Genomic DNA, 26,516 nt, shown 5'->3' with positions numbered 1-26,516 from the left:
AACCGTTGGACACGGGAGAAGACCCATGGCCCAGATCACCGCCGCGCTGGTCCAGCAGCTGCGCGAGAAGACCGGCGCCGGCATGATGGACTGCAAGAAGGCGCTGGTTGAATCGAATGGCGACATGGAAGCCGCGATTGACTGGCTGCGTAAGAAGGGCCTGTCGGCCGCCGCCAAGAAGTCCGGCCGCGTGGCGGCCGAGGGGCTGATCGGCGTGGCCACCGGCCCGCAGGTCGGCGCCATGGTCGAGGTCAATGCCGAGACCGACTTCGTCGCCCGCAACGAGCAGTTCCAGAATTTCGTCGCCGAGGTGGCCGGTCTCGTCCTCTCGGTCGGCGACGACGTGGAGAGGCTGAAGGCCGCGACCTATCCCGGCACCGGCCACTCGGTCGCCGAGGAGCTGACCCGGATGATCGCCACCATCGGCGAGAACATGACCATCCGCCGCGCCAAGCGGCTGGAGGTCAATGAGGGCGCGGTCGCCACCTACACCCACAATGCGGTCAAGCCGGGTCTCGGCAAGATCGGCGTGCTGGTTGCGCTCGAGGGCAAGTCGGAGATCGACGCGCTGGAGATGCTCGGTCGGCAGATCGGCATGCATGTTGCGGCCGCCCGGCCGGAGGCGTTGGACATCTCGGTGGTCGACCCCTCGGCGTTGATGCGCGAGCGTGCCGTGCTGGAGGAGCAGGCCCGGGCCAGCGGCAAGCCGCCGGCGGTCATCGAGAAGATGGTCGAAGGCCGGATCCGCAAGTACTACGAGGAAGTGGTGCTGCTGGAGCAGGTCTGGGTGCATGACGGCGAGAGCCGCGTGAAGGAGGTCGTCCGCAAGGCTGGCGGCAACCTGACCGGCTTCGCCCGCTTCCAGCTCGGCGAAGGCATTGAGAAGCAGGCCGGCGATTTCGCCGCCGAGGTCGCGGCCGCTGCGGGCACCGCCTCCGCCTGATACTGAGCGCTGCCCGGGCTGTGGCCCGGGCAGGCCAGGCTGGCCGGCGGCGTGCCGGAACGGCCTGCCTCTCGCCTCCTTGTTGATTCCCGCGCTTGCCCGGGGGTAGGGGGCTGCCTATCTTCACCCGCCTGCCGTGACGGTCCCATAATGAGCCCTCCGCCCAGCTACAAGCGTGTCATGCTCAAGGTGTCTGGCGAGGCACTGATGGGCCAGCGCGACTACGGTCTCGATACCAGCACCGTCCGCCGCATCGCAGAGGATGTGAAGGGCGTCGTGGATCTCGGGGTCGAGGTCTGTCTGGTCATTGGCGGCGGGAACATATTCCGCGGCATCGCCGGTGCCGCCGCCGGCATGGACCGTGCCCAGGCCGATTACATGGGCATGCTGGCCACCGTCATGAACGCGCTTGGCATGCAATCGGCGCTCGAGAAGCTCGGCGTGCCTACCCGGGTGCAGAGCGCGATTGCCATGCAGTCGGTCTGTGAGCCCTATATCCGCCGCCGGGCGATCCGGCACATGGAGAAGGGGCGGGTGGTGATCTTCGCCGCCGGCACGGGCAACCCCTTCTTCACCACCGACACGGCCGCCGCGCTGCGCGCCGCCGAGATGGGGTGCGACGCTCTGCTGAAGGGCACGCAGGTGGATGGCGTCTATTCTGCCGACCCGCGCAAGAACCCGCAGGCCGAGCGCTATGTGACGCTGACCTACCTCGATATGCTGGCGCGCGACCTGGCGGTCATGGACGCTGCCGCGATCTCGCTCTGCCGCGAGAACAAGCTGCCGATCATCGTCTTCAACATCCATGAACCCGGTGCCTTCACCGCCGTCATGCGCGGTGAGGGGAATTTCACCACGGTCGTGGAGCACTGAAGGCCCGGTCGCGCCCGGGGCTTGCGGGCCCGGGGCGGCGACAGGGTTGTGCCAGAAACGGAGCGGGGGACCACGGGCCATGCCGGCCGACCTCAAGGCACTCAAGCAGGACCTCACGCGTCGCATGGACGGCGCGATCGAGATGCTCAAGAAGGAATTTTCCGGCCTGCGCGCCGGCCGCGCCAGCCCGGCGTTGCTGGAACCGGTCCGGGTGGAGGCCTATGGGCAGGAGCAGCCACTGAGTCAGGTGGCGAATGTCTCCGTCTCCGGCCCCGCGATGCTCTCCGTCCAGGTCTGGGACAAGTCGGTGGTCAAGGCGGTCGAGGTCGCGATCCGCGACTCCGGCCTCGGCCTCAACCCGCAGACCGAGGGGCAGACGCTCCGCGTTCCGCTGCCGCCTCTGACGCAGGAGCGCCGCAACGAGCTGATCAAGGCCGCGCACAAATATGCCGAAGGCGCCAAGGTCGCGGTGCGCGGCGTCCGGCGCGACGGAATGGAGCAGATCAAGGCGCAGGAGAAGGACAAGAAGGCGCCGATCAGCCAGGACGACGCCAAGCACTGGTCCGACGAGGTGCAGAAGCTGACCGACCAGTACATCAAGCTGGTGGACCAGACTTTGACTGAAAAGGAAAAGGACATCAGGCAGGTCTGAGCCCGGTGTCCGGTGCCCCCAAGCTGAGCCTCGCGCCCCGGGATGCCGCGGCCGCCACCGCTCCGACGCGGTCCGGCCAGTCCGCGCCACCCGCGCATGTCGCCATCATCATGGATGGCAATCGCCGCTGGGCGGAGGCGCGCGGCCTGCCGATCCCGCTCGGCCACAAGGCTGGCGCCGAAGCCGTGCGCCGCACCATCGAGGCCTGTGTCGAGCAGGGCGTCGGCTGGCTGACGCTCTTCGCCTTTTCCTCGGAGAACTGGCTGCGGCCGGCCGAGGAGGTGCGGGCCCTGACCGGCCTGCTGCGCCTCTACCTGCGCTCAGAGGTGGCAACCCTGGCGAAGGAAGGCATCCGCCTTCGTGTCATCGGCGACCGCAGCCGCTTCGGCGATGAGACGATGCGGGAGATCGCACGGGCCGAGTCCGTCACTGCCCATGGCACGCGCCTCAACCTGACGGTCGCGCTCTCCTATGGCGGCAGGGCGGAGATCGTGGCGGCGGCGCGGGCGATTGCGGAGGCGGCACGCGACGGTCGGCTCGACCCTGCGAGCCTGGACGAGGCCGGCTTCGGCCGGCGCCTCTTCACTGCCGACATGCCCGACCCCGACCTGATCATCCGGACCTCGGGCGAGCAGCGGCTGTCCAACTTTCTGCTCTGGCAGGCGGCCTATGCGGAGTTCGTCTTCCAGGAGGTGCTCTGGCCCGACTATGACGCCGAGGCCCTGGCGGATGCCCTTCGTGAATTCGGCCGTCGGGAGCGGCGATATGGTGCCCGCACCGGCTGATCCTGTCGCCACGCCACCCCGGCCTGCCCGCTGGCCCGACCTGCGCAAGCGGGCGCTGTCGGCTGCGCTGCTCATTCCGGCGGCCATCCTCTGCATCTGGCTTGGGGCGGAGGCCTGGGCGGCGCTGATGGCGGCGGCCGTCGCATTGCTTGCCTGGGAATGGGTCCGGCTCTGCGGCTTCTCCACCCGCCGGCTGCCTGGGATGTTCGTTCCGCTGGGGACGCTCGCCGCGGGGATGCTGGCGGTGGAAGCGGCCTGGCTCTGGGCGCTCGGCCTGCTGCTTGCCGGCTCCCTTGGGCTTTGGGCGATCACGCGCCCCGCCGGGCCACGACCGGGACAGTCCGGCTTCTGGCTGGCCTTTGGCCTGCTCTATATCGGCCTGGCCGGCGTGGCGCTGATCCATCTGCGCGGCGATGCCGCGGCCGGGCGGGTCAATGTGCTGTTCCTCTTTCTGGTGGTCTGGGCCAGCGATATCGGCGCCTATCTCGCCGGGCGGCGCTTCGGCGGCCCGAAGCTCGCACCCGGGATATCGCCGAACAAGACCTGGTCCGGGGCCGTCGGCGGCCTGTTCTCCGCTATGGCGGTCGGCCTGGCAGCCGCCGCCCTGGTCGCGCCCGAAGCCCTGCCGGTCGGGCGGGTCCTGCTGGTCGCGGCCGTGCTCGGGCTGCTGGCGCAGATGGGTGATCTCTTCGAGAGTTGGCTCAAGCGCCATTTCCATGTGAAGGACAGTTCCGCCCTGATCCCCGGCCATGGCGGCCTGCTCGACCGGTTGGATGGCGTGCTCGCCGCGGCGCCGGCGGCGGCGCTGCTCGGGGTCCTCCTCGGCCCCGGGGCTGTCCTGTGGCGTTGAGAGCAGCGCCCGTGCGAGGGGTGGAGGCCATGGCACCATGGCAGCTGGAATTTCCTCCAGGCTCACGCGCCAGGGCTGCCTGACGCTCATGCCTGTTAACACTTCCGGGGGCACTCGCATGGGTGGGGAGCGGCCTCGCCGGCTACCTGCCTCGGCACCCGACCAGCATCGGACGATCCCATGAAGCGCCTGACCATTCTCGGCAGCACCGGCTCCATCGGCCGCAGCACCCTGGCCCTGGTGGAGGCGGCGCCACCGGGCGCCTATGCGGTGGAGGCGCTGGTCGCCGGCCGGGACGTCACGGCGCTGGCAGCCCAGGCGCGGCAATACGATGCACGCCTGGCCGTGGTGGCCGAGCCGAGCGCCTACGGCGCGCTGAAGGAGGCGCTGGCGGGGTCCGGCATCTCGGTGGCGGCCGGGCCGGCCGCGGTTGTCGAGGCCGCCACCCGCCCGGCTGACTGGACCATGGCCGCGATCGTCGGCAGCGCCGGCCTGCGCTCCACCCTGGCTGCGCTCGCCCGCGGCGGCACCGTCGCGCTCGCCAACAAAGAAAGCCTGGTCTGCGCCGGCGAGATCGTGCTGGCCGAGGCCGCCCGCGCCGGCGCCACGCTGCTGCCGGTGGATTCCGAGCACAACGCCATCTTCCAGGCGCTCGACACCAAGGACCCGGCACTGATCGAGAAGATCGTGCTGACCGCTTCCGGCGGGCCGTTCCGCACGGCCGAGCTCGCCACGATGCGCGCGGCGACGCCGGAACAGGCGGTGCGCCACCCGGTCTGGTCCATGGGGGCCAAGATCTCAGTCGATTCCGCCACCATGATGAACAAGGGGCTGGAACTGATCGAGGCCGCCCGGCTCTTCCCGGTGCCGGAGGCGAGGATCGAGGTGCTGGTGCACCCGCAATCCGCGGTGCACGGCATGGTCCAGTATGCCGACGGCTCAATCCTCGCCCAGCTTGGCACCCCGGATATGCGCACCCCGATCGCGCATTGCCTTGCCTGGCCCGAGCGCATGCCGGTCACGCTGCCGCGGCTCGACCTGGCGACGCTCGGCCGGCTGGAATTCTTCGCCCCCGATCCGGTCCGCTTCCCCGCTCTCCGCCTCGCGCGGGAGGCGTTGCAGGCCGGGGCCGGCGCCCCCACTATTCTGAATGCCGCAAACGAGGCGGCGGTTGCGCTTTTCCTGGACCGGCGGCTCGGCTTCCTCGACATTGCGGCAGTCGTCGAGGAGACGCTCGGCCTGTTCGGCGCGCCGGATGTCTCGGGGCTGGAGGCGGTTCTTGCCCTCGATGACGCGGCCCGGGCCGAGGCCGGGCGGATCGCCGCGCGCCGCGCCGCGGCCTGAGGCCGGGCTCCGCGACCGGCCCGGGCATCATCATTGCTGAACCCGCGCCGGCGCGTGCCGGCTGGAGGACAGGGCCTTGGAGTTTCTGGGTAGTCTCTGGAACCTGTTGCCGGCGCTGCCGCGCACCCTGATCGCCTTCGCGGTCGTGCTTGGCGTGCTGGTCTTCGTGCACGAGCTTGGCCACTACCTGGCCGCACGCTGGCGCGGCGTCCATGTCGAGGCCTTCTCGATCGGCTTCGGCCGTCCGGTGCTGAAAGGCACCGACCGGCATGGGACGGAATGGCGGCTCGGCTGGATCCCGCTCGGCGGCTATGTGAAGATGCACGGGCAGGAGACGCCCGAGGACGCGCCGCCCGAGATCCGGGCCTCCTGGCAGCAAGGCCGAACCTTCCACGGCAAGCCGGTCGGCAGCCGCGCCATCGTGGTGGCGGCCGGGCCCTTCGCCAATTTCCTGCTCGCGATTCTGCTCTTCGCGGGCCTGTTCATGACGATCGGCCAGCCGATCGGCGGCACCGGCATCGGCACTGTGGTCGAATCCTCCGCGGCGGCGCGTGCCGGGTTGCGCGCCGGCGACGAGATCGTGGCGCTCGACGGCCAGAAAGTGGCGCGCTTCGACCAGGTGCAGCGCTATGTCCAGCCGCGTGCCGGCCAACCCATCGAGGTCCGGGTGATGCGCGACGGCGCGGAACTGGCGGTGACGGCGGTGCCGGAGCCGCGCGCGGGCGCGCAGGGCACGGTCGGCGTGCTCGGCATCCAGGGCGGCGCGGCGCGGTTCGAGCGGATGGATCCCTTCTCCGCGGTGGTGGCCGGCACGGTGCAGACCGCCGACATCACTTGGCAGACGCTGGTCGGGGTGGGGGAAATGATCCTTGGCCAGCGCAGCGCGAAGGAGCTGGGGGGACCGATCCGAATCGCCGAGATCAGCGGCGAGGCCGCCTCGCTCGGCCTCGGCGCCCTGGTGAACCTGATGGCCGTGCTCTCGGTCAGCCTCGGCCTGCTGAACCTGTTCCCGATCCCGATTCTGGATGGCGGCCATCTGGTTTTCTACGCGGCCGAGGCGATTCGCGGCCGGCCGCTGCCGCCGAAGGTGCAGGAATACGGCTTCCGCGCCGGATTCGCGCTGCTGATCGCGCTCTTCCTCTTCGCCTCGACGAACGACATCGTGGAGGGCGGCATCGGCCGCGCCGTGGCGCGATTGCTGGGCTGAGGCCGGTTTCGGCGGCGCGGCGGCGACACACCGCGACGCCGCCTAGCCGGGACCGAAGTGGTGGGGTGGCGGGAGCGGGGTGCTGCGGCTATTCTGCGTTCCGCCTGCGAACCCCAGCCGCACGGGTCCGAACTTGTCCCTTTCCGTACGCGCCCTCCTGCTCGCCACCGTCTGCCTTGCGCCGACCCTGCTGCCCGCGGGCGCGGAGGCGCAGACGCGGCCCCGCGCCACGGCCCCTGCCGCCGCGCGCGGCGCGCCAGAGGGGGTGATCCAGAGCGTCGACATCCGGGGCAACCAGCGGATCGAGGCGGATACCGTCCGCTCCTACATGCTGCTGCAGCCGGGCGACCGCTTCGACGCCGACCGGCTGGATCGCAGCCTGAAGTCGCTCTTTGCGACCGGGCTGTTCCGCGACGTCCAGGTGCGGCGCGAGGGGAGCCGGGTGGTGGTCGAGGTTCAGGAGAACCCGATCGTCAATCGCGTTGCCTTCGAGGGCAACCGCAAGATTTCCGACGATGTGCTGCGCGGCGAGGTGCAGATGCGCAGCCGCGCCGTCTTTACGCCCCAGGCGGTGCAGGCGGATCGGCAGCGGATCCAGGAGCTCTATGCCCGGCGCGGCCGGTTCGGCGCGGTGGTCGAGCCGAAGCTCATCCAACTCGACCAGAACCGAGTGGATGTCGTCTACGAGATCCAGGAAGGCGATGTCGCGCTGATCGCGCGCATCAATTTCGTCGGGAACCGGGAATACAGCGACACCCGCCTGAAGGAGGTGGTCGCGACCAAGGAGCAGGCCTGGTACCGGATCTTTTCCTCCTCCGACCAGTTCGACCCGGAGCGCCTGGCCTTCGACCGCGAGTTGCTGCGTCGCTTCTACCTGCGGAACGGTTATGCCGATGTGCAGGTGACGAACGCGACCGCGGAGCTGGCAGCCGACCGCACCGGCTTCTTCGTCACCTATTCGATCGACGAGGGCCCGCGCTACCGCGTCGGCAAGGTGGATGTCGTCTCCAACCTGCGCAACCTGGATGCCGCGAGCATCGCGCGCTTGGTCGATATCGATGAAGGCGACTGGTACGACGGCGACAGCGTCGAGCGCGTGGCCCAGTCGCTGCAGGATGCGGTGAACCTGCGCGGCTTTCCCTTCGTGGACGTGCAGCCGCGCATCCAGCGGAACCGCGAGGGGCGCCGGGTCGACCTGACCTTCGAGATCAACGAGGCGCCGCGTGTTTATGTCGAGCGCATCGAGATCTCCGGCAATACCCGGACCCAGGACCGGGTCATCCGCCGCGAGTTCCGGCTGAGCGAGGGCGATGCCTTCAACGCGGCGCAGATCCGCCGCTCGCGCCAGCGGATCCGCGACCTCGGCTTCTTCTCGGATGTGCAGGTCAGCTCGGCCCCCGGCTCGGCGCCTGACCGCGCGGTGCTCAACACGCAGGTGGTGGAGCGCGCGACCGGCGAGGTCTCGGTCGGCGGCGGCTACTCGACCGATGCCGGTGCGCTGGCGGATATCGGCCTGCGCGAGCGCAACCTGCTCGGCACCGGCATCGATGCGCGCATCAACGGCACCCTGGCGGAACGGCGCAGCCAGCTCGACTTCTCGGTGACCGATCCGTACTTCCTGGACCGCAATCTGGCCGCGGGCCTGGATATCTTCTACATCCAGCGCAACCTGCTCAACATCGCCTCCTATCGCGAGCGGCGGGCGGGCTTCGCTACGCGCATCGGCTACGCCTTCAACGACCGCCTGCGGCAGACCTGGGCCTATACCCTGACGAACCGCGAGATCTACGATATCGCGCAGAATGCCTCGCGCTTTGTGAGCGAGCAGCGGGGCGAGACGCTGCTCTCCCAGCTCGGCCAGACGCTGACCTACGACTTCCGGGATTCGATCATCGACCCGCGGCGCGGCGGCGTGATCCGTCTCGGCACCGATTTCGCCGGCCTCGGCGGCGATGTGGCCTATTTCCGCACCCGGCTGGACGGGACCTACTTCATCCCCCTCGAATCCTATCTGGGCGATCCGGACTTCGTGCTCTCGATCGCCGGCAGCGTCGGCTACCTCGAGCCGCTGTTCAACAAGCGGGATCGCATCATCGACCGCTTCTTCCTGGGCGGCGAGAACCTGCGCGGCTTCCGGATCGCCGGCGCCGGACCGCGCGACATCGAGACGCGTGACAGCCTGGGTGGCCGCCTGCTCTGGACCCAGAGCACCGAATTGCGCTACCCACTGCCGCTGCCGGCGGAACTTGGCTTGGTCGGCCGTGCCTTCGTCGATGTCGGCTCGCTGTCGCAGACGGTCTCCGGCGCTGAGGTGCGCGACGACGCCTCGCCGCGCGTCGGCGCGGGTGTCGGTGTCTCCTGGCGCAGCCCCTTCGGCCTCATCAACATCGATCTGGCCCAGGCCCTGGTGAAGAAGCCCTACGACGAGACGCAGGTCTTCCGCTTCGGCTTCGGCACCCGCTTCTGACCACGGGAACTGCCCTGAATATGCGCTCCAGCACCACCTCGGCCCGTCTGGCCGCCCTGCGCCTGGCCGCTGCGGCCTCGACCGCCCTGCTGATGGCCGCGCCCGCCCTGGCGCAGCAGCAGGAGTGGTTCGTGCCGAACCAGGGGCAGCAGCAACGCCCGCAAGGCCAGCCGCAGCCGCAACAGCAGCAGCGGCCGGCCCAGCAGCAACAGCAGCAGCGGCCCCCACAGCGGCCGGCGGCGCTGCCGCCCGGGCAGCAGCCGCCCGCGGCCGTGATCGGCATAGTGGACGTTCCAGAGATCCAGCGGGTCTCCACCGCCTTCAGCCAGGTGCGGGACGAAATCGAGCGCCGGCGCCAGCGCCTGAACGATGATCTGCAACGTGAGCAGAACAACTGGCGCGAGCAGCAGCAGCAACTCGCCAATCAGCGGGCAAGCCTGCCGCCCGAGCAGCTGCGCGAGCGCGAGCGTGCCCTGCAGGACCGCATCACCGACAGCCAGCGGATCTTCCGCGAGCGCAGCCGGACCATCGAGCAGGCGGCGCAGCAGGCGCTGGTCGAGATCGAGCAGACGCTCGGCACCGTCATCCGGCAGGTGGCCGCGAGCCGCAATGTGAACCTGGTGCTGCCGCGCCCGTTGGTTATCTTCAATGAGCCGCCCTTCGACCTGACGGAAGAGGTGGCGCAGCAGTTCAACAAGGTCCTGCGCAGCGTGACCATGCCGCCTGAAGCGACCGGCGCCGAGCCGCCCGCTGCCGCCGCCACACCGCGCCCGGCCGCGCCCCAGCAGGGGCAGCAGCCGCAGCAGCGGCGTTAGGCAGGGCGGACCGGGCCGTGGCGGATCCGCGCTTCTTCCCGACCAGCGGACCGCAGCGGCTGGCCGACATCGCCGCTGCTGCCGCGGCCAGCTTCGAGGGTGATGGGGAACGCCGGTTCACCGGCGTCGCCCCGCTGCAATCGGCGGGGCCGGAGGATGTCAGCTTCCTCGACAACCGCCGCTATGCGCAGCTGCTCAAGGACACCAAGGCGGGCGCCATCGTGCTGGCGGCGCCCTTCGCCGCGCAGGTGCCGCCCGGCGCGGTCGCGCTGGTGACGCCGCAGCCCTATCTCGGCTTCGCCCGTATCGCCAGGCTCCTGCACCCGCTGCCGGAGCCGCTGCCGGGCATTCACCCGACCGCCGTGGTCGCACCGGGCGCCGTGGTTGGGCCGGGGACGGAGATCGGCCCCTATGTGGTGATCGGCGCCGGCGCGCGGATTGGCGCCGGCTGCATCATCCACGCCCATGTCACGATCGGGCCGGCCGTCGAGATCGGCGATGGTTGCCGGCTGCATCCGCATGTCAGCGTCAGCCATGCCATCCTGGGTCAGGGCGTGGTGCTGCATCCAGGGGCGCGGATCGGACAGGAGGGATTCGGCTTCGCCCCGACGCCGGACGGACGATTCGAGACCATGCCGCAACTCGGCCGTGTCCTGCTGGGGGATTTTGTCGAGGTGGGGGCGAATTCCTGTGTCGATCGCGGCAGCCAGGGCGATACCGTCCTGGGTCCGGGCACGCGCCTCGACAATCTGGTGCAGATCGGGCACAACGTCCGCACTGGGCGCGGCTGCGTCGTGGTTGGACAGGCGGGCATCTCGGGCTCCACCACGCTGGAGGACTTCGTTACCATCGCGGCGCAGGCGGGGCTGACGGGTCACCTCCGCATCGGTACCCAGGCACGGGTCGGCGCCCAGTCCGGCGTCATGAACGATGTTCCGGCGAAGACCGATGTCATGGGCAGCCCGTCCATGCCGGTGCGGGAATACTGGCGCTCCATTGCGCGATTGAGGAAGCTCGGCGCCGGGCGCGATACCGAGGGGAAGGCAGGTTAGGACGATGGACGCGAGCGAGGCGCAGGCGGCGGAGACCGCGGCCCCGACGACGGTGGAGGCTTTCGACATCGCGCAGGTCATGCGCGCCATTCCCCACCGCTACCCCTTCCTGCTGGTGGACCGGGTGGTGGAGGTGGTGAAGAACGCCTCCGCGATCGGCATCAAGAACGTCACCATCAACGAGAATTTCTTCCAGGGCCACTTCCCCGAACACCCGGTGATGCCGGGCGTCCTGATCATTGAATGCATGGCCCAGACCGCCGCCGTGCTGGTGGTGGAGACGCTTGGGCCGGAAGCGCGGGGCAAGCTGGTCTATTTCATGACGGTGGAGAACGCGAAGTTCCGCAAGCCGGTGGTGCCCGGCGACCAGATGCGCGTGCACGTCGTAAAGGAGAAGCAGCGCGGCAACATCTGGAAGTTCACCGCCGAGGCCAAGGTGGACGGGAAGGTGGTGGCGGAAGCCACCTACGCAGCGATGATCCTGGACCGTTGAACGCCTTGGCCCCCCAGATCCTGAACGGTGTCGACCCGACGGCGCTGATCGCGCCCGGCGCAGCCATTGCAGATGGCGCAATGATCGGCGCCGGCTGCCGCATCGGTCCCTTCTGCACCGTCGGGCCGGAAGTGGTGCTGGAGGAGGGCGTCGAACTCGTCTCCCATGTGGTGGTCGAGGGCGCGACGCGCATCGGCGCAGGCACCAAGGTGCTGCCCTTCGCCTCCATCGGCACCCCCCCGCAGGATCTCAAATACAAAGGGGAGCCGACGCGCTGCGAGGTCGGCCCGAAATGCCTGATCCGCGAGGGCGTCACCATCCACCGCGCCAGCGTGGGGGGTGGGGGTGTCACCAAGGTCGGCGCGGGCTGCATGCTGATGGCGCAGGCCCATGTTGCGCATGATTGTCTCCTCGGCGATGGCGTGATCCTCGCCAACAACGTCATGCTCGGTGGCCATGTGCTGGTGGGGGACGGGGCCTTCATCGGTGGTGGCGCGGCGGTGCACCAGACGGTGCGCATCGGCCGGCTGGCGATGGTGAGCGGCCTTGCCGGCGTCACCAATGACATCCCGCCTTTCGGCTACGTCTTCGGCCTGCCGGCCCGGCTGGTCGGATTCAACAAGATCGGCCTTTTGCGCCGCGGCGCTTCCCGCGACCAGTTGCGCACCCTTCGCCTCGCCAACAACCTGCTGTTCAAGGATCCGGGCGAATTCGCCGCGAAGGTCGAGCAGGTTGCGACCCGATGGCCGGACGAGCCGCTGGTGCAGGAGGTGATCGCCTTCGTGCGCGACATGACGCGCCGCCGGCAACTGGTCCGTCCCGGCCGCATGGCCGCGCCCGAACTCGGCGGTGTCGATGAGGAGAACGGGGAGGGGGCGTGAGCCCCGAGCCCCTCGGCATCCTGGCCGGCGGCGGCGATGTGCCGCTGCAGGTCGCCCAGGCCGCCCAGACGGCGGGCCGCCCGGTCCATGTCGTCGCCCTTGATGGCTGGGCCGACCAGGTCTGGAACGGGTTTTCGCTGATTCGCGAGCGGCCCGGCGCCGCCGGCCGCATTCTCGGCCATTTGCGCGCGCAGGGCGTCCGGCAGATCGTGATGACCGGGCGGGCGCAGCGGCCGTCCATCCTCTCGCTCCGCCCGGACGCCACCGCGGCACGGATGCTGGCCCGCATCGGCCGGGCCTATTTCACCGGTGATGACGGGCTGCTGCGCGCCGTGGCGCGTGCGCTTGAGGCGGAGGGCTTCGAGATCGTCGCGGCGCAGGACGTGCTGCGGGACATCCTTCCGCCGGCGGGGCTGCTGACCCGGGCCTCTCCGGATGCGACTGCGCGCGCCGATATCATGCGGGCCATCCTGGTGGTGCGTGCGCTCGGCGCGGTCGATGTCGGCCAGGGCGCAGTGGTGCAGCAGGGACTCGTCCTTGGCGTCGAGGCGATCGAAGGCACGGATGCGCTGCTCGCGCGTTGCGCCGGTCTGAAGCGCGAGGGACCGGGTGGCGTGCTGGTCAAGCTGGTGAAGCCCGGGCAGGATCGCCGCCTCGACCTGCCGACAGTCGGGCCTGAGACCATCCGGGGAGCCGTCGCGGCCGGCCTGGCCGGCATTGCCATCGAGGCGGGCGGCACCATCCTGGTGGATCGCGCCCGGACGGTGGCGGCGGCGGATGCGGCGGGGCTCTTTCTCCTCGCGCTGCACCCCGAGACCTTCAACGAGACGGAGACGACGCCATGAGCAAGTTCCTGCACACCATGATCCGGGTCGGCAATCTTGACCGCAGCGTGAAATTCTACACCGAACTGCTGGGCATGAAGGAACTGCGCCGCCGCGACGTGCCGGATGGCAAGTACACCCTTGCCTTCCTCGGCTATGGCGAGGGCAATGCCGAGGGCCAGGCGGAGATCGAACTGACCTACAACTACGGCGTCGAGAGGTATGAGCAAGGCAATGCCTTCGGGCACCTTGCCCTCGGCGTGCCCGATGTTGCGGCGGCCTGCGAGAAGGTGCGCGCCGGCGGCGGCAAAGTGACGCGGGAGGCCGGGCCGGTGAAGTTCGGCACCACCATCATCGCCTTCGTGGAAGATCCGGACGGCTACAAGATCGAGCTGATCCAGCGCTGAGGCGGCGGACGGTGCCGCACGGGCTGGTCTGCGCCGTCTGCGGTGGCACCGCCTTCTCGGAACGCACGATCATCTGGGATGCGCTCGCCGCGGAGTGGGAACTCTCCGCTGAGGAGCGGGTGCTGGTCGATCGGCAGCAAGGCTGCCACTGCGAAGCCTGCGGATCCAATCTCCGCTCCATCGCGCTGGCCGAGGCGATCCTCGCTGCGCTCGGCGCCGAGGGCACCCTGCATGCCTTGATCGACTCGCCTGCTGCTTCCGGCCTCGCGCTGCTGGAGTTGAACGAGGCAGGCACGCTCAGCCCGGCGCTGCGGCGCCTGCCCGGACATCGCTTCGGCGCCTGGCCGGAGGTGGACATGCAGGCGATGCCCTTCCAGGACGGATCCTTCGACCTCGTGCTGCATTCCGACACGCTGGAGCATGTGCCGGACCCGCTGCGCGCCCTTCAGGAATGCCGCCGGGTGCTGCGGCCCGGCGGCGCGCTCTGCTTCACGGTGCCGACCCTGCCGGGGCGGATGACGCGCAGCCGGGCCGGTATGCCGCCGAGCTACCATGGCGGTCCGGAAACGGGGGCGGAGGATTACCGGGTGCAGACCGAGTTCGGCGCCGATATGTGGACCTGGGTACTGCGCGCGGGCTTCGAGGCGGTGACCGTGACACCCTTCGATTATCCGAATGCGCTCGCCATCACCGGCTGGCGCGGGCGGCCGGTGCCGCTGCTGCGCGCCCGGGCGGACGCCGAGACGCGTGCCCGGTTGGCCGCGGTATATGCCAGCACCTCCTGGCGGATCACCGGCGGGCTGCGGGCCGTGGCGCGCCGGCTGCGCGGGGGCGGCCGATGAGGGTGCCTGGCGCCTCCGACGCCTTCGACCTGCTGCGCGATGCCGCCTACGGGGCGGAGCGGCTCAGCCGCTCGCTCATCGGGCAGGAACGCATCCGGCTTGCCGTCACCGGCCTGACGCGCGCCGGCAAGACCGTCTTTCTCACCTCGCTGCTGGCCAATCTGCTGGCGGCCGGGCGGGGCCGGCGCACATTGCCGATGCTCGAGCAGGCGGCGGGCGGGCGGCTGCGCGCCGTGCGCCCGGTTCCGGCCGGCATCGAGGGCATGCCGCGCTTCGACGTGGCTGCGCATCTCGCCGCGCTCGCCGCCGATCCGCCATCCTGGCCGGCCCGCACCGACGATCTCTCCACGCTGGAACTGACGCTGGAACTCGACCGGCAGAGCCTCTTTGCGGGTCTGCTCGGCACGCGCAGCATCACGCTGGAACTGCTCGACTACCCCGGCGAATGGCTGCTCGACCTTCCCATGCTGAACGAGGACTTCGCCGCCTGGTCCAGCGCGACCCTGGCACGGCTGCGGCGCGGGCCGCGGGCGGAGGCGGCCGGGGAGTTCCTGGCCTTCATCGATTCACTGCCCCAGGGTGCGGCGGCGGAGGACAGCCTGGTGCGGCGCGGCTTCGCGCTCTACCGCGATGCCCTGCGCGCCTGCCGTGACAGGCTCGGCTTCCGCTTCCTGCAGCCCGGCCGCGTGCTCAATCCGGGCCCCCGGGGCGAGACGCCGCTGCTCTGGTTCTTCCCGTTACCGCAGCCCGCGCGCGGCGGCCTCGCCGAGCTGATGGCCGATCGCCACCGCGCCTATGTCGAGGCGCAGCGCCGCGACTTTTTCGAGCCCTATTTCCGACGGTTCGAGCGTCAGGCGGTGCTGGTCGATGTGCTCGGCGCGCTGCATGCCGGCCGCGACGCCTTCGAGGACACGGCCGAGGCGCTGGCCGCCATCGCTGATGCCCTGCGCTATGGCGGCGGTTGGCTGGATTGGCTGACCGGGGCCGGCGTGGATCGCGTGGCCTTCGTCGCCACCAAGGCGGACCACGTGCCGGCGCGGCAGCGCGACGCGCTTTCCGCGCTGCTCGGCCATCTGGTCGCGGCACCACAGGGACGGGCCACCAGCGCCGGCGTCACCACCAGCGTGCATGCCCTCGCTTCCGTCCGCTGCACGGAAGACGACGTGGCGACGCTGGAGGGCCGGCCGGTGGCGGCGGTACGCGGCGTGCTGCTCGCCAACCGGCGCAGCGCCAAGGTCTATCCCGGTGAGATCCCGCTGCGTCCGCCCGAACCGGGATTCTGGGAACACGGCTTCTTCGAGATGCCGGAATTCGAGCCGCCGCGGCTCGATCCCGCGGGCGGCGCGGGCGTGCCGCATCTCGGCCTCGATGCGCTGCTGGCAGCGCTGATCGGAGATGTGCTGTGAGCGAACAGCAACCGCCGCGCGGCCCGCGGGTGATCGTCGAGGAGGACACGCCCGCGCCGCGCCTGGACTTCCAATGGGAGCAGGCGGTGGTTCCCGTTGCCGCGCCGCGGCCGACCGTGCGCTGGTCCGGCATCGGCCGCGCGATCGGTGGCCTGGCGCTGCTCGGCGGCGGATTGGCCTTGCTGGATGCCGCCAACTTCGTAGTGGACCAGTTCGGCCGTGGCCCGGTGCAGGGCTTCGCGACGCTCGGGGTCGTCGCGGGCGGTGTCGCGCTGCTCGGCTCCGGCCTGTGGCGGGAGTTGCGCGGCCTGGCCTCCATCCGTGCCGTTGACCGCGCCCGCGCCGCCTTCGCGCGCGGCGACCTGGACACGGCGAAGGCGGAGGCGTTGCGCTGGGCTGGCTCGGTTCAGGAAGCCTCGGCCCTGCAGCCCGCCATCCGCGGTGCCGCGAGTGTCGAGGAGTTACAGGCGCTGCTGGAGCCTGCGCTGGCGACGCTGGAGGGGCGTGCCGCGGCGCTCGGGCGGAATGCGGCGGTGCAGAGCTTCGCGGTGACGGCGATCAGCCCCTCGCCGGGGCTGGATGCGCTGGTCTTCGCCTGGCGCGGCGTTAGGCTTGTGCGGCAGGTGGCGGTGCTGCATGGGTTGCGGCCGGGCCTCGCCGGGACGCTCGCGCTGCTGCGGCGGACGCTGTGGGATGCGGCGACCGTGGCGGCGACCGATATCGCGGTGGACGCGGCGGCGCGCGCACTGCTCTCCAACCGGCTGCTGGAGCAATTCGCCGGTGAGGCGGCGGCCGGCGCGGTGGCCGCGCGGCGCATGCTGCGCCTGGCGAAAGTGGCCTCGGAAGCCTGCCGGGTGGTGCCGCGGCGCTGATTGCCTTGGCACCCGGTCGGCGGTTCCCGACCGGCGTCTGGAACCGGCAACCTGCATTTGACGCGGTGATGCCCGGCCAAGCGCGAGCGCATCATCCTTCCGTGGCGCTGCCGGCGGTGGGCCGCAGTCGGGCCTCTGCTGCTTGGGGCTGGGTCGCGCCGCGACGGAACGCCTTGCGCGGCCGTTGTGACCATGCATGCTCCCCCATGCTGCGGGCCAGCCCCGCGGCTCAGAAATTCGGGGGATCAACGTCATGAAACGTCGCCTCATGCTGCGGGGAGCCGTCGCGGCTGCGCCGGCGGCGCTGGCCACGCCCGCGCTGGCGCAGACCCAGAACCCTGAGGTCCGGTGGCGCCTGGCCAGCAGCTTTCCGAAGAACCTGGACATCCTCTTCGGCGGGGCCGAGTACCTGGCGCGCCGTGTCGCGCAGATGACGGACAACAAATTCCAGATCCGCAGCTTCGCCGCCGGCGAGATCGTGCCCGCTTTGCAGGTGCTTGACGCGCTGCAGAACGGCACCATCGAATGCGGCCAGACCTCCAGCCTCTACTACGTCGGCAAGGACCCGACCCTTGCCGCCTTCGCCGCCATTCCCTTCGGGTTGAACATGCGGCAGATGAGCGCCTGGATGCGCCATGGCGGGGGCAATGAACTCGCGGCCGAGATCTACCGTGACTACAACGTCATCGGCATCCCCTTCGGCGATACCGGCACGCAGATGGGCGGCTGGTTCCGCCGGGAGATCCGCAGCCTGGAGGACCTGAAAGGGCTGAAGTTCCGCATCCCGGGCCTCGCCGGGCACCTGTTTGCGAAACTGGGCGCAACGCCGACCCAGATCGCGGCCACGGATATCTACCCCTCGCTCGAGCGCGGGACGATCGACGCGGCCGAGTGGATCGGCCCCTATGACGACGAGAAGCTCGGCTTCGTGCGGGTTGCCAAGTACTACTACACGCCGGGCTTCTGGGACGGATGCTCACGCGGGGTCTTCATGGTGAATCAGGGTGCCTGGGACAGCCTGCCGGAGCATTACAGGCACATCCTCGAGGTCGCCTGCGGCGAGGCCACGCAAGAGATGATGGCCCGCTACGACGAGGCGAACCCGCAGGCGCTGCGCCGGCTCCTGGCGAACGGCGCGCAACTGCGGGCCTGGCCGCGCGAGATCCTGCAGGGCGCCTGGCGTGCCACGAACGAGTTGTACGAGGAGATATCGGCGCAGAACCCGCGCTTCCGGAAGATGTGGACGAACTACAAGGCGTTCCGGGACGAGCAGTTCCAGTGGTTCCGGGTAGCGGAGAATTCCTACGAGAACTTCGCCTTTGCTGCAGCAGCAGCGCAGCGATAAGGCGAGAGCTTCGAGCAGATGGCGGCCAGGCGTGAAAGCCTGGGGTGCCAAATCTCCTCTTCAACCAACACGCTGCAGCGGATCAGCCTTCGGTCTTGATGGCAATCCGCTGTAGCCTTCTGCAATCCGCCGGACGAGGGCTGGCGACCGGCCCTTCAACCCTGCTCTCCGCTGCGGTTGCGGAATCATCGGCCGTTGCCGCGCTGTTCAGGTCCGCCAGGCCGCGTGGGCAGCTTGGCCGGTTCTGGTGTCAGCCCTCCAGCCGCACATTGGCGATCCGCGCCACCTCCCGCCACTGCGCGATCTCGCGCCGCACGAAGCCGGCGAAGTCCTCGGGCGTGCCGGGCGCGGCGGTGCCGCCCAATTCGATGAAGCGGGCCTGCATCGCCGGCTCGCGCAGGACGGCGTTGAGATCGGTATTGACCTTGCGGCCGATCGCCTCCGGAAGGCCGGCCGGACCGCAGAGGCCGGTCCAGCCATAGGCGCCATAGCCGGGCGCCACCGTTTCCGCGATGGTCGGCACGTCCGGCAATTGCGGGGCGCGCTCCGGCGTCGTCACCGCGATCGGGATCACCTTGCCGGCCTGGATCTGCGGCAGGGACGAAGCGACGCTGTCGAACATCACCAGGACATTGCCTGCCAGCAGGTCGGCCATGGCGGGTCCGCTGCCGCGGTAGTGCACCATGTTGAACTTCGTCCCGGTCCGGTGGGCGAAGAGCTCCGCCGACATGTGCTGGCTGCTGGCGGGGCCGGCCGTTGCCAGGTCGATGCCGCCCGGTTTCGCCCTGGCGGCTGCGACCACCTCCTGGGCCGTGCGATGGGGGAAGCTCGGATGCGCCACCATCAGCAGCGGCAGCACCACGACATTGCCGATGAAAGTGAAGTCGCGCTCCGCATCATAGGGAAGGCGCGGCAGGACGGAGGGATTCACCCCGAGCGTGCCGGAGGTGCCGGCGGTCAGCGTGTATCCGTCCGGCGCGGCGCGGGCGCCGGCCTCCAGCGCCGGGGCGCCGGCGCCACCGCCACGATTCTCGACGATGACGCGCTGTGGCCAGCGGCGGGAGAGCTCATCGGCATACAGCCGGGTGAAGAGGTCGGCGGCCTGGCCAGGCGGGAAGGGGACGATGATGCGCACCGGCTTTTCCGGCCAGGCATTCTGGGCACGCGCGACATGCGGCGCGGCGAGGGTGGCGCCCGCCAGGGCAAGCAGGTGGCGGCGCAGCGTCATGGGTCGTATCCTCCGGGTCGTTGCGACCTCTATAGGCCGGCGCGCGTCACCCCTCCAGCCGGACATCCGCGGCGCGCGCGACCTCCCGCCACTTGGCAATCTCGGCGCGGATGAAGGCGGCGAATTCCTCCGGCGTGCCGGGATCGGGGAAGGCGCCCATCTCGCGGATGCGCGTGGCGACGGAGGGATCGCGCAGCACCGTCACGGCATCGGCATTGGCGCGGCGGATGATCGGCTCCGGCGTCCCGGCCGGTGCGACGAGGCCGGACCAGCCCATGGCGGCATAGCCGGGGATCACCGTCTCGGCGACGGTCGGCACATCCGGCAGTTGCGGCAGGCGCTGCGGCGTGGTGACGGCCAGCGCGCGGATGCGGCCGGACTGGATATGCGGCAGGGCGCTGGCGCTGCTGTCGAACATCAGCCTGACATTGCCGGCCAGCAGGTCCGCCATGGCCGGGCCGCTGCCGCGATACGGCACATGCACCATGCGCAGCCCGGCGCGGTGGGCGAACATCTCGGCCGACATGTGCTGCGCGGTGGCCGGCCCGGCGGACGCGAACTGCATCCCGGGCCCGGCTTTCGCCAGCGCCAACAGTTCCTGCACCGTGCGCGCCGGGAAGTCCGGATGCACCACGATGACAAGCGGCAGGGTAAAGATGTTGGTCACCGGCGCGAAGTCCCGCTCCGCGTCATAGGGCAGGCGGGCGAGGACGGAGGGGTTCACGCCCAGCGTGCCGGAGGTGCCGATGCCGAAGGTGCCGCCATCCGGCGCCGCGCGGGCGATCGCCTCCATGCCGATGGCACCGGCGCCGCCGGCGCGGTTCTCGACCACCACCCGCTGCGGCCAGCGCTTCGAGAGTTCCTCGGCCAGGATGCGGGCGAAGAGGTCGGCGGCCTGGCCTGGCGGGAAGGGGACGATGAAGCGGACCGGCCTGTCCGGCCATGTGCCCTGGGCGTGCCACGCCGTGGTTGCGAATGCCGCGCCGGCGATCAGCGTGCCGCGCCTGGTCCATGCCATGCCTGTCCCTCCCGAGTTCTTTGCCGCAGGATAGGGGCCGAAAAGTCCATGGGGGAAGCGGGTGATAGCGCAGTCGAATTCGGTACGGGTGGCGGTGCTGCCCGGCGATGGCATCGGGACGGAGGTCACCGAGGCGGCGCTGGCGGTGCTGGAGCCGCTGGCGAGGCGCCATGGCATCGGCATCGCGACCGAGATGCTCCCGGCCGGCGCCTTCCACTACAAGGAGACGGGCGAAGCTTTCCCCGAGAGCAGCTTCCGGGCGGCGGAGAAGGCGGATGCCATCCTGCTCGGCGCCATGGGCTGGCCCGGCATCCGCTATGCGGATGGCACGGAGATCGCGCCGCAGCTCGACCTGCGCTTCCGACTAAACCTGTATGCGGGTGTCCGGCCGGTACGGGCCATCCCCGGCGTGCCGGTAGCGCTGGCGCATCCGCGGGCACGGGAGATCGATCTGGTGCTGATCCGGGAGAGCACGGAGGGTCTATTCCATTCCCGCGGCAAGGGGATGGTGACGGAGGACCTTGCCGAGGAGACGCTCAGGATCACCCGGGCGACGACGGAGAAGCTCTCCCGCTTCGCCTTCCGGCTGGCGGAGCGGCGCGCGGTGCAGCGCGGCCGCAAGGGGCGGGTGACGCTGGTGGACAAGGCGAATGTCTTCCGCGCCTTCGCCTTCATGCGTACCGTCTTCGACGGGGTCGCCAGGGAATTTCCCGCGGTGGAGAGCGGCCACCATTATGTGGACGCCATGGCGCTCGACCTGGTGCGCCGCCCCTGGGAATTCGATGTGCTCCCGACCGAGAACATGTTCGGCGACATCCTCTCCGACCTCGGCGCCGGGCTGGTTGGCGGCATGGGCTTTTCGCCGAGTGCCGATATCGGCGACGAGCACGCCGTGTTCCAGCCGGCGCATGGCACGGCGCCCGACATCGCCGGTCAGGGCATCGCCAACCCGTCCGCGATGCTGCTTTCGGCCGCGATGATGCTGGACTGGCTTGCCGCGCGCGGCGCCGGCCAGGGCTTCGCCGATGCCGCCGCTGAGCTGGAAGGCGCGGTGGACAAGGCCTTCGGCGAGGGGCTGCGGACGGCGGATATCGGCGGCAAGGACGGAACGGCGGCGGTGGCGAAGGCGGTCGCGGCGCGAATCGGCAGGTGATCAGGCGGCGCTGTTCGGCATGCCGGCGCCGCAGAAGTTGATAAGGGGTTCGGGGACAAGGCTTTCTCTCCGGACCGTCACTCCGCCGGCATCGCGACGGCCTTGGGCAGCGGGACCGCCTTCGGCGGCCGCAGCGCCATCGCATGGAGCGCCGGCACCACCACCAGTGTCGCCAGCGTGCCGAGCGTCAGCCCGCCGATCATGGCGACGGCCATCGGTCCCCAGAAGACCGAGAGGGTCAGCGGCACGAAGGCCAGCACGGCGGCCAGCGCGGTCAGCACCACCGGCCGCGCCCGGCGCACCGTGCTCTCGATGATGGCGCGGCGCAGCTCGGCCCCGGCCTCCAGGTCCTGACGCACCTGATCGACCAGGATGACAGCGTTGCGCATGATCATGCCGGCCAGGGCGATCACGCCGAGCAGCGCGACGAAGCCGAAGGGCTGGTCCGTCACCAGCAGCGCCGCGGCCGCGCCCGGGATGCCGAGCGGCGCCGTCGCCAGCACCAGGGCGGTGCGGCCGAAATGGCGGAGCTGCCACATCAGCAACAGCAACATGGCGCCGATCATGATGGGGAAGAGGCCGAAGAGCGCGGCATTGGCCTTTTCGCTCTCCTCAGTCGCGCCGCCGGTGACGATACGGATATCGGCCGGCAGCCCGGCCCGCAGCGCCTCGATGCGCGGCAGGGCGGCGGCGGTCACGTCCGGGGCCTGCAGACCTTCCGTGATGTCGGCCCGCACGGTGAGGAACATCTCGCGGTTGCGGCGCCAGAGGATGGGCTCCTCCATCACCGGCTCCAGCCGCGCGAGCTGGGAGAGCGGCACGGCGCCGGCGGGCGTCGCTATGGTGAGGTCGCCGAGCGAGGAGAGAGCGAGCCGCTCGGCGGCGGGGGCGCGCAGCACCACATCCACCAGCCGGTTGCCCTCCCGCAATTGCGTCGCGGTCACGCCGGAGAGCAGCGCCTGCAGGGACTGTGACACGGCGGCGGGGGAGAGGCCGAGCTGTGCCAGCCGCTCCCGGTCCAGCGCGATCCGCAATCCGGGGGCCCGCTCGCCCCAGGCGAACTGCACGTCCCGTGTGCCGGGGGTGGCCCGCAGCGCGGCGGCGACCTCTTCCGCCACGCGGCGCAGCCCATCAGCATCCGGCCCGTGGACGCGGAATTGCACGGGGAAGCCGACCGGCGGGCCGAGTTCCAGCCGGCTGACGCGCAGGCGCGCCTCCGGGACCGAGCCGTCCTCCGCCATGGCGCGGAGCCTGCCGAGCAGCCGCTCCCGCGCCGCCAGATCGGCGGATTGGATGACGATCTTGGCGAAGGACTCGTTGGGCAGGTCCGGGTTCAGCGCCAGAAAGAAGCGCGGCGCCCCGGCACCGAGATAGGTGGTGTAGGTGCGGACATCGGGATCGCCCCGCAGCGCGGCCTCGATCTTCTCCGCCGCGGCACGCGTCGCGGGCAGGCCGGCACCCTGGCGGAGGGTGATGTCCACCAGCACCTCCAGCCTGGCGGAGGTCGGGAAGAACTGCTTGCGGGTCGCGCCCATGCCGGCGAAGCCGGCCGCCAGCACGGCCACGGTCGCCAGCAGGATGATGGCGCGGTGGTCCACGCACCAGCCGACCATACGGCGCAGGGCGCGATAGGCCGCGCCGTCATAGCCGCCATGGTGTGCCACCACGCGCTTCGGCACCGGGAGCAGCCTGACGCCCAGATAGGGGATGAAGAGCACGGCGACGAGCCAGGAGGCGATCAGCGCCGCGCCCACCACCCAGAAGATGCCGCCGGCATACTCGCCGGCCGAGGAGGCGGCGAAGCCCACCGGCAGGAACCCCGCCACCGTCACCAGCGTGCCGAACAGCATGGGGAAGGCGGTGGAGGACCAGGCGAAGGTCGCGGCCTTGACCCGGTCCCAGCCGTCATCGAGCTTCACCGCCATGGCCTCGATCGCGATGATCGCGTCATCCACGAGCAGGCCGAGGGAGAGGATCAGAGCGCCGAGGCTGATCCGCTCCAGCTCCATGCCCCAGGCCAGCATGATGATGAAGACCACGGACAGCGTCAGCGGGACGGACAGCGCGACCACGACGCCGGCGCGAAAACCGAGGGAGAGAAAGGAGACCAGCATCACCACCGCCAGGGCGGCGGCGAATTTCACCAGGAACTCGCTGACGCTCTCCTGCACCACGGCGGGCTGGTCGGCGATCTTTGCCAGCTCCAGCCCGACCGGCAGCCCGGCGCGCAGCCTTGCCAGCTCCGCCTCCAGGTCGCGGCCGAGGGCGAGCACATCCACGCCGGCGCGCTTGGCGATGCCGACCAGCACGGCGGGCCGGCCCTCATGCCGGATCGCGCTGCTCGGCGGGTCGGCGAGGCCGCGGCTGACGGTGGCGATGTCGCCGAGCCGCAGCGTGCGGCCGCCACTCTCGACCGGGATGGCGCGGATGGTTGCAAGCCCGTCGAATCCGGCCTCCGTCCGGAGATGGATGCGCGAGGACCCGGTCTCCGCCACGCCGGCCGGCGCGATGGCGTTGTGCCGTGCCAGCGCATCCAGGATGGCGCCCGGCTGCACGGCAAGCGTCGCCAGCCGGGCATGCGAGACATCGACGAAAACGCGCTGCGCCTCCTCCCCGAAAATCGTCACCTTGCCGGCGCCAGGCAGGCCCAGCAGGCGCAGCCGGATCCGCTCCGCCTGCCTGACCAGCTCGGCATTGTCGGCACCGGTCAGCGCGACGACGACGGCATAGACATCGGAGTACTCGTCATCGAAGAAGGGCCCCTGGACCCCGGCGGGGAGGGTATGGCGGATGTCCCCGACCTTCTTGCGGACCTGGTACCAGAGACCCTGGACCTCCTTCGGTGGCGTGGCGTCGCGCAGCACCACCGTGGTCACTGCCGAGCCGGGGCGGGTGAAGGTCTGGACATGGTCCAGCCAGGGCAGGTCCTGCAGCCTGCTCTCGATCCGGTCGGCGACCTGGGCCTGCATCTCCTCCGCGGTCGCGCCGGGCCACTGGGCGGAGACCACCATGAGCTTGAGGGTGAAGCCCGGATCCTCCGCCCGGCCGAGCCGCAGGTAGGAGACGGTGCCGGCCACGGCCAGCAGGAGGATGAGGAAGAGCGTCAGGGCGCCGTTGCGGACACCCCAGTCGGAGAGGTTGAACCGCATCGCCGCCTCCCTCACCGCAGCGTCGCGGCGGCGCGTAGGCCGGCGACGCGGACGCGGCTGGCGGGGTCCAGCATCTGCGGCCCGATCGCCACCACCCGGTCGCCCTCCGTCAGCGCGCCGCGCAGCACGGCGGTGACCTCGCCGAGCGAGACGACCTCGACCGGCACGGCGGTCAGGCGGTCGTGCTCCACCTTCCAGACCATCGGGCCCTGGCCACGGTCATGCAGGGCGGAGAGGGGGAGGGTGGCGACGGTCGCGGCCGGTGCCTCGGTGCGCACCGTCCCGGTCATGCCGAGCGCCACCCAGTCCGGCGCGGCGGGCAGGGAGAAGCGGGCCGTGTAGGTACGGAGCGTCGCCTCGGCCTGCGGTGCCAGCTCGCGCAGCCGGGCCGGCAGCGCCTCGCCCGGGCGGGCCCAGAAGCGCGCCTCGGCCGCCGCCGCGGCCAGGCCGGAGACGGCGGATTCCGGCACCTGCACCACCAGCTCCCGCTCCTCGGGGTTGGCGATGCGGAGCACCGGCTGGCCCTCGGCCACCACTTGGCCGGCCTCCGCAAGCAGCCCCGTCACCACGCCATCGCCCGGAGCGCGGAGCCGGGTGTAGTCCAGCCGGCGCCGCGCGAGGTCCAGATTGGCCCGGGCGGCGGCCACCCGCTCGGCGGCGCTGCTGGCGGCGGCCACACGCTGGTCGTCATAGGCGATGGAGACATGGCCGGCGGCGCGCAGCGCCCTGGAGCGCCTGGCTTCCGCCGCAGCCTGGCGGGATTGCGCCTCGGCGGCGGAGAGATCGGCCTCGGCGGCCCGGAGCGCCAGCGTCAGGTCCGTCTCGTCGATCCCCGCCAGGGGCTGCCCGGTCGTGACGTATTGCCCGACCTCCACCAGCCGCGCCGTGATCCGCCCGCCGGTGCGGAAGGCGATATCGGCCTCCCGCCGCGCCCGGACCACGCCCGTGAAGGCATGCGCCTCGGTGGCGGGGGCCAGCCGTACCTCGGCCACCTGGACCGGCTTCGGTGCTGCGCCCTGCGGCTGCGGGGTGCTCTCGGCCCGGCAGCCGGAGAGGAGGATAATGGCGCCGAGGGCGGGGAGCAGCGAAAGGGGACGCATGACGGTCTCCGGCGATGGCCGGAGGTCAGCTTGGCTGTGTTCTGACGAAAGTCAATAATCGTCAGTTCGCGCCCCTCACGGCCGCAGGGCGCGCAGCACGAATTCGGTCATGTCGGCAACCTGTGCGCGAAGTTCCTCAATGGTTTGGCCCTTGCGGGCAATGCTGCTTTCAATCAGGCCGGGGTGGTTCCAAGGCACCATCGTATGCAATATGGTTTGCGCTTCCTTAACGGGGTCGCGAGCGGCAAACTCCCCGCTGGCCATGCCGTCGGACAACACCCGCGCGATGGCGGCATGGACGCCGCCGAGGTGACGCTCGATCACGCCCCAATGCTCGTCCATTGCGGCGGTGACCATGTCGTGCAGCCGCCGCTCCTGGAAGAAGACCTCGATCTTCAATTCGAACATGCGGCTGAACAGGCGCCGCAGCCGCGTTCCCGGCGTGCCGGAGCCGCGGGCGATCGCCTCGATCTCCTCCAGCATGGCGCCCAGGATGCGCTCGGCGATGGCTTCGTTGATCGCACTCTTTGAGGGGTAGAAGCGGTAGACATTGGCCGGGGACATGCCGAGTTCGCGGGCAATGTCGGCCACGGCCGTCTTCTGGTAGCCCATGCTGCGGAACAGCCGCTCGGCTGCTGCCTCAATCCGGGCCCGGGTCGCCTCGGCCCGGGCGGCTGGTGTGTCGGCAGTGGGCTGGCCTGACATGGAGTGATGGAGTCCTTCAGTCGTCAGGGATTCTAGGTGCATCACGACCCAGGTGTAAGGGTGATCGCGGCTTTCCTCGGGAGGTCCGCCGAACGCACAGATTGG

General features: G+C 70.4%; 24 protein-coding genes. 19 read left to right on the top strand and 5 right to left on the bottom strand.

Features of this window, described 5'->3' with window-relative positions:
• The first annotated feature begins 25 nt into the window (after positions 1 to 25).
• The 18 genes from tsf to LHA35_RS05115 all read left to right on the top strand — a co-directional run bounded on the left by tsf (position 26) and on the right by LHA35_RS05115 (position 18,058).
• On the top strand, positions 26 to 943 hold the full coding sequence (tsf, locus tag LHA35_RS05200) for a translation elongation factor Ts (protein WP_226605411.1): 918 nt from the start codon (positions 26 to 28) through the stop codon (positions 941 to 943).
• A gap of 150 nt (positions 944 to 1,093) precedes the next feature.
• Positions 1,094 to 1,816, top strand: a complete 723-nt coding sequence (gene pyrH, locus LHA35_RS05195) for a UMP kinase (protein ID WP_226605408.1) — start codon at positions 1,094 to 1,096, stop codon at positions 1,814 to 1,816.
• Positions 1,817 to 1,895: 79 nt separating this feature from the next.
• Positions 1,896 to 2,468: a ribosome recycling factor gene (frr, locus tag LHA35_RS05190; protein WP_226605404.1), complete on the top strand. Its 573-nt coding sequence runs from the start codon at positions 1,896 to 1,898 to the stop codon at positions 2,466 to 2,468.
• 110 nt (positions 2,469 to 2,578) lie between these two features.
• Positions 2,579 to 3,253: a polyprenyl diphosphate synthase gene (gene uppS, locus LHA35_RS05185; protein WP_264185367.1), complete on the top strand. Its 675-nt coding sequence runs from the start codon at positions 2,579 to 2,581 to the stop codon at positions 3,251 to 3,253.
• Entirely contained in the window at positions 3,234 to 4,103 is an 870-nt protein-coding gene (locus tag LHA35_RS05180; RefSeq protein WP_226605401.1) for a phosphatidate cytidylyltransferase, read from the top strand. The genes uppS and LHA35_RS05180 overlap by 20 nt, the downstream gene beginning before the upstream one ends.
• Positions 4,104 to 4,283: 180 nt before the next feature.
• Positions 4,284 to 5,447 (top strand): 1-deoxy-D-xylulose-5-phosphate reductoisomerase, encoded by a 1,164-nt coding sequence (gene dxr, locus LHA35_RS05175; protein ID WP_226605398.1) that lies wholly within the window; start codon positions 4,284 to 4,286, stop codon positions 5,445 to 5,447.
• Between the two features lie 76 nt (positions 5,448 to 5,523).
• Positions 5,524 to 6,654, top strand: a complete 1,131-nt coding sequence (gene rseP / locus LHA35_RS05170) for an RIP metalloprotease RseP (protein WP_226605395.1) — start codon at positions 5,524 to 5,526, stop codon at positions 6,652 to 6,654.
• A gap of 133 nt (positions 6,655 to 6,787) precedes the next feature.
• Positions 6,788 to 9,121 (top strand): outer membrane protein assembly factor BamA, encoded by a 2,334-nt coding sequence (gene bamA / locus LHA35_RS05165; protein ID WP_226605393.1) that lies wholly within the window; start codon positions 6,788 to 6,790, stop codon positions 9,119 to 9,121.
• A gap of 20 nt (positions 9,122 to 9,141) precedes the next feature.
• Positions 9,142 to 9,936 carry an OmpH family outer membrane protein gene (locus LHA35_RS05160; protein WP_226605390.1) on the top strand — a complete coding sequence of 265 codons (795 nt, stop codon included), beginning with the start codon at positions 9,142 to 9,144 and terminating at the stop codon, positions 9,934 to 9,936.
• 17 nt (positions 9,937 to 9,953) lie between these two features.
• On the top strand, positions 9,954 to 10,988 hold the full coding sequence (lpxD, locus tag LHA35_RS05155; RefSeq protein ID WP_408902304.1) for a UDP-3-O-(3-hydroxymyristoyl)glucosamine N-acyltransferase: 1,035 nt from the start codon (positions 9,954 to 9,956) through the stop codon (positions 10,986 to 10,988).
• Between the two features lie 4 nt (positions 10,989 to 10,992).
• On the top strand, positions 10,993 to 11,481 hold the full coding sequence (fabZ, locus tag LHA35_RS05150) for a 3-hydroxyacyl-ACP dehydratase FabZ (protein ID WP_226605387.1): 489 nt from the start codon (positions 10,993 to 10,995) through the stop codon (positions 11,479 to 11,481).
• 5 nt (positions 11,482 to 11,486) lie between these two features.
• Entirely contained in the window at positions 11,487 to 12,362 is an 876-nt protein-coding gene (lpxA, locus tag LHA35_RS05145) for an acyl-ACP--UDP-N-acetylglucosamine O-acyltransferase (RefSeq protein ID WP_226605385.1), read from the top strand.
• Positions 12,359 to 13,207: an LpxI family protein gene (locus LHA35_RS05140; protein WP_226605379.1), complete on the top strand. Its 849-nt coding sequence runs from the start codon at positions 12,359 to 12,361 to the stop codon at positions 13,205 to 13,207. Before lpxA ends, LHA35_RS05140 begins: the two co-directional genes overlap by 4 nt.
• Positions 13,204 to 13,593 (top strand): lactoylglutathione lyase, encoded by a 390-nt coding sequence (gloA, locus tag LHA35_RS05135; RefSeq protein WP_226605375.1) that lies wholly within the window; start codon positions 13,204 to 13,206, stop codon positions 13,591 to 13,593. The genes LHA35_RS05140 and gloA overlap by 4 nt, the downstream gene beginning before the upstream one ends.
• 11 nt (positions 13,594 to 13,604) lie before the next feature.
• The gene (locus LHA35_RS05130) at positions 13,605 to 14,435 is read left to right on the top strand and encodes a class I SAM-dependent methyltransferase (RefSeq protein ID WP_226605372.1); all 831 of its coding nucleotides are present in this window, start codon (positions 13,605 to 13,607) and stop codon (positions 14,433 to 14,435) included.
• Positions 14,432 to 15,841 carry a YcjX family protein gene (locus tag LHA35_RS05125; RefSeq protein WP_226605369.1) on the top strand — a complete coding sequence of 470 codons (1,410 nt, stop codon included), beginning with the start codon at positions 14,432 to 14,434 and terminating at the stop codon, positions 15,839 to 15,841. Before LHA35_RS05130 ends, LHA35_RS05125 begins: the two co-directional genes overlap by 4 nt.
• Positions 15,838 to 16,713, top strand: coding sequence for a DUF697 domain-containing protein (locus tag LHA35_RS28940; protein ID WP_226605365.1), 876 nt, complete (start codon positions 15,838 to 15,840; stop codon positions 16,711 to 16,713). The genes LHA35_RS05125 and LHA35_RS28940 overlap by 4 nt, the downstream gene beginning before the upstream one ends.
• Before the next feature lie 253 nt (positions 16,714 to 16,966).
• Complete coding sequence (locus LHA35_RS05115; RefSeq protein WP_226605362.1) at positions 16,967 to 18,058, top strand: TRAP transporter substrate-binding protein; 1,092 nt, start codon at positions 16,967 to 16,969, stop codon at positions 18,056 to 18,058.
• A 250-nt stretch (positions 18,059 to 18,308) separates the two neighbouring features.
• Here LHA35_RS05115 and LHA35_RS05110 read toward each other — a convergent pair whose 3' ends face one another.
• Positions 18,309 to 19,286 (bottom strand): Bug family tripartite tricarboxylate transporter substrate binding protein, encoded by a 978-nt coding sequence (locus LHA35_RS05110; RefSeq protein WP_226605359.1) that lies wholly within the window; start codon positions 19,284 to 19,286, stop codon positions 18,309 to 18,311.
• A gap of 46 nt (positions 19,287 to 19,332) precedes the next feature.
• A complete protein-coding gene (locus LHA35_RS05105; protein WP_226605356.1) occupies positions 19,333 to 20,304 on the bottom strand; it encodes a Bug family tripartite tricarboxylate transporter substrate binding protein in 972 nt (323 codons plus the stop codon).
• A gap of 61 nt (positions 20,305 to 20,365) precedes the next feature.
• On the opposite strand from LHA35_RS05105, the gene LHA35_RS05100 reads away from it, so the two are divergent.
• Positions 20,366 to 21,457 carry an isocitrate/isopropylmalate dehydrogenase family protein gene (locus LHA35_RS05100; RefSeq protein WP_226605354.1) on the top strand — a complete coding sequence of 364 codons (1,092 nt, stop codon included), beginning with the start codon at positions 20,366 to 20,368 and terminating at the stop codon, positions 21,455 to 21,457.
• A gap of 77 nt (positions 21,458 to 21,534) precedes the next feature.
• On the opposite strand, the gene LHA35_RS05095 is transcribed toward LHA35_RS05100, so the two are convergent.
• The 3 genes from LHA35_RS05095 to LHA35_RS05085 all read right to left on the bottom strand — a co-directional run bounded on the left by LHA35_RS05095 (position 21,535) and on the right by LHA35_RS05085 (position 26,411).
• Positions 21,535 to 24,606, bottom strand: coding sequence for an efflux RND transporter permease subunit (locus LHA35_RS05095; RefSeq protein WP_226605351.1), 3,072 nt, complete (start codon positions 24,604 to 24,606; stop codon positions 21,535 to 21,537).
• 11 nt (positions 24,607 to 24,617) lie between these two features.
• Complete coding sequence (locus LHA35_RS05090) at positions 24,618 to 25,706, bottom strand: efflux RND transporter periplasmic adaptor subunit (RefSeq protein ID WP_226605349.1); 1,089 nt, start codon at positions 25,704 to 25,706, stop codon at positions 24,618 to 24,620.
• Positions 25,707 to 25,781: 75 nt separating this feature from the next.
• Positions 25,782 to 26,411 (bottom strand): TetR/AcrR family transcriptional regulator, encoded by a 630-nt coding sequence (locus LHA35_RS05085; protein WP_226605346.1) that lies wholly within the window; start codon positions 26,409 to 26,411, stop codon positions 25,782 to 25,784.
• Positions 26,412 to 26,516 lie beyond the last annotated feature (105 nt).

This window comes from Roseicella aerolata (assembly GCF_020523605.1).
GTDB lineage: Bacteria > Pseudomonadota > Alphaproteobacteria > Acetobacterales > Acetobacteraceae > Paracraurococcus > Paracraurococcus aerolatus.
Note: the sequence above shows the minus strand (reverse complement) of the source record. Positions and strands in the feature narration are given on the sequence as shown.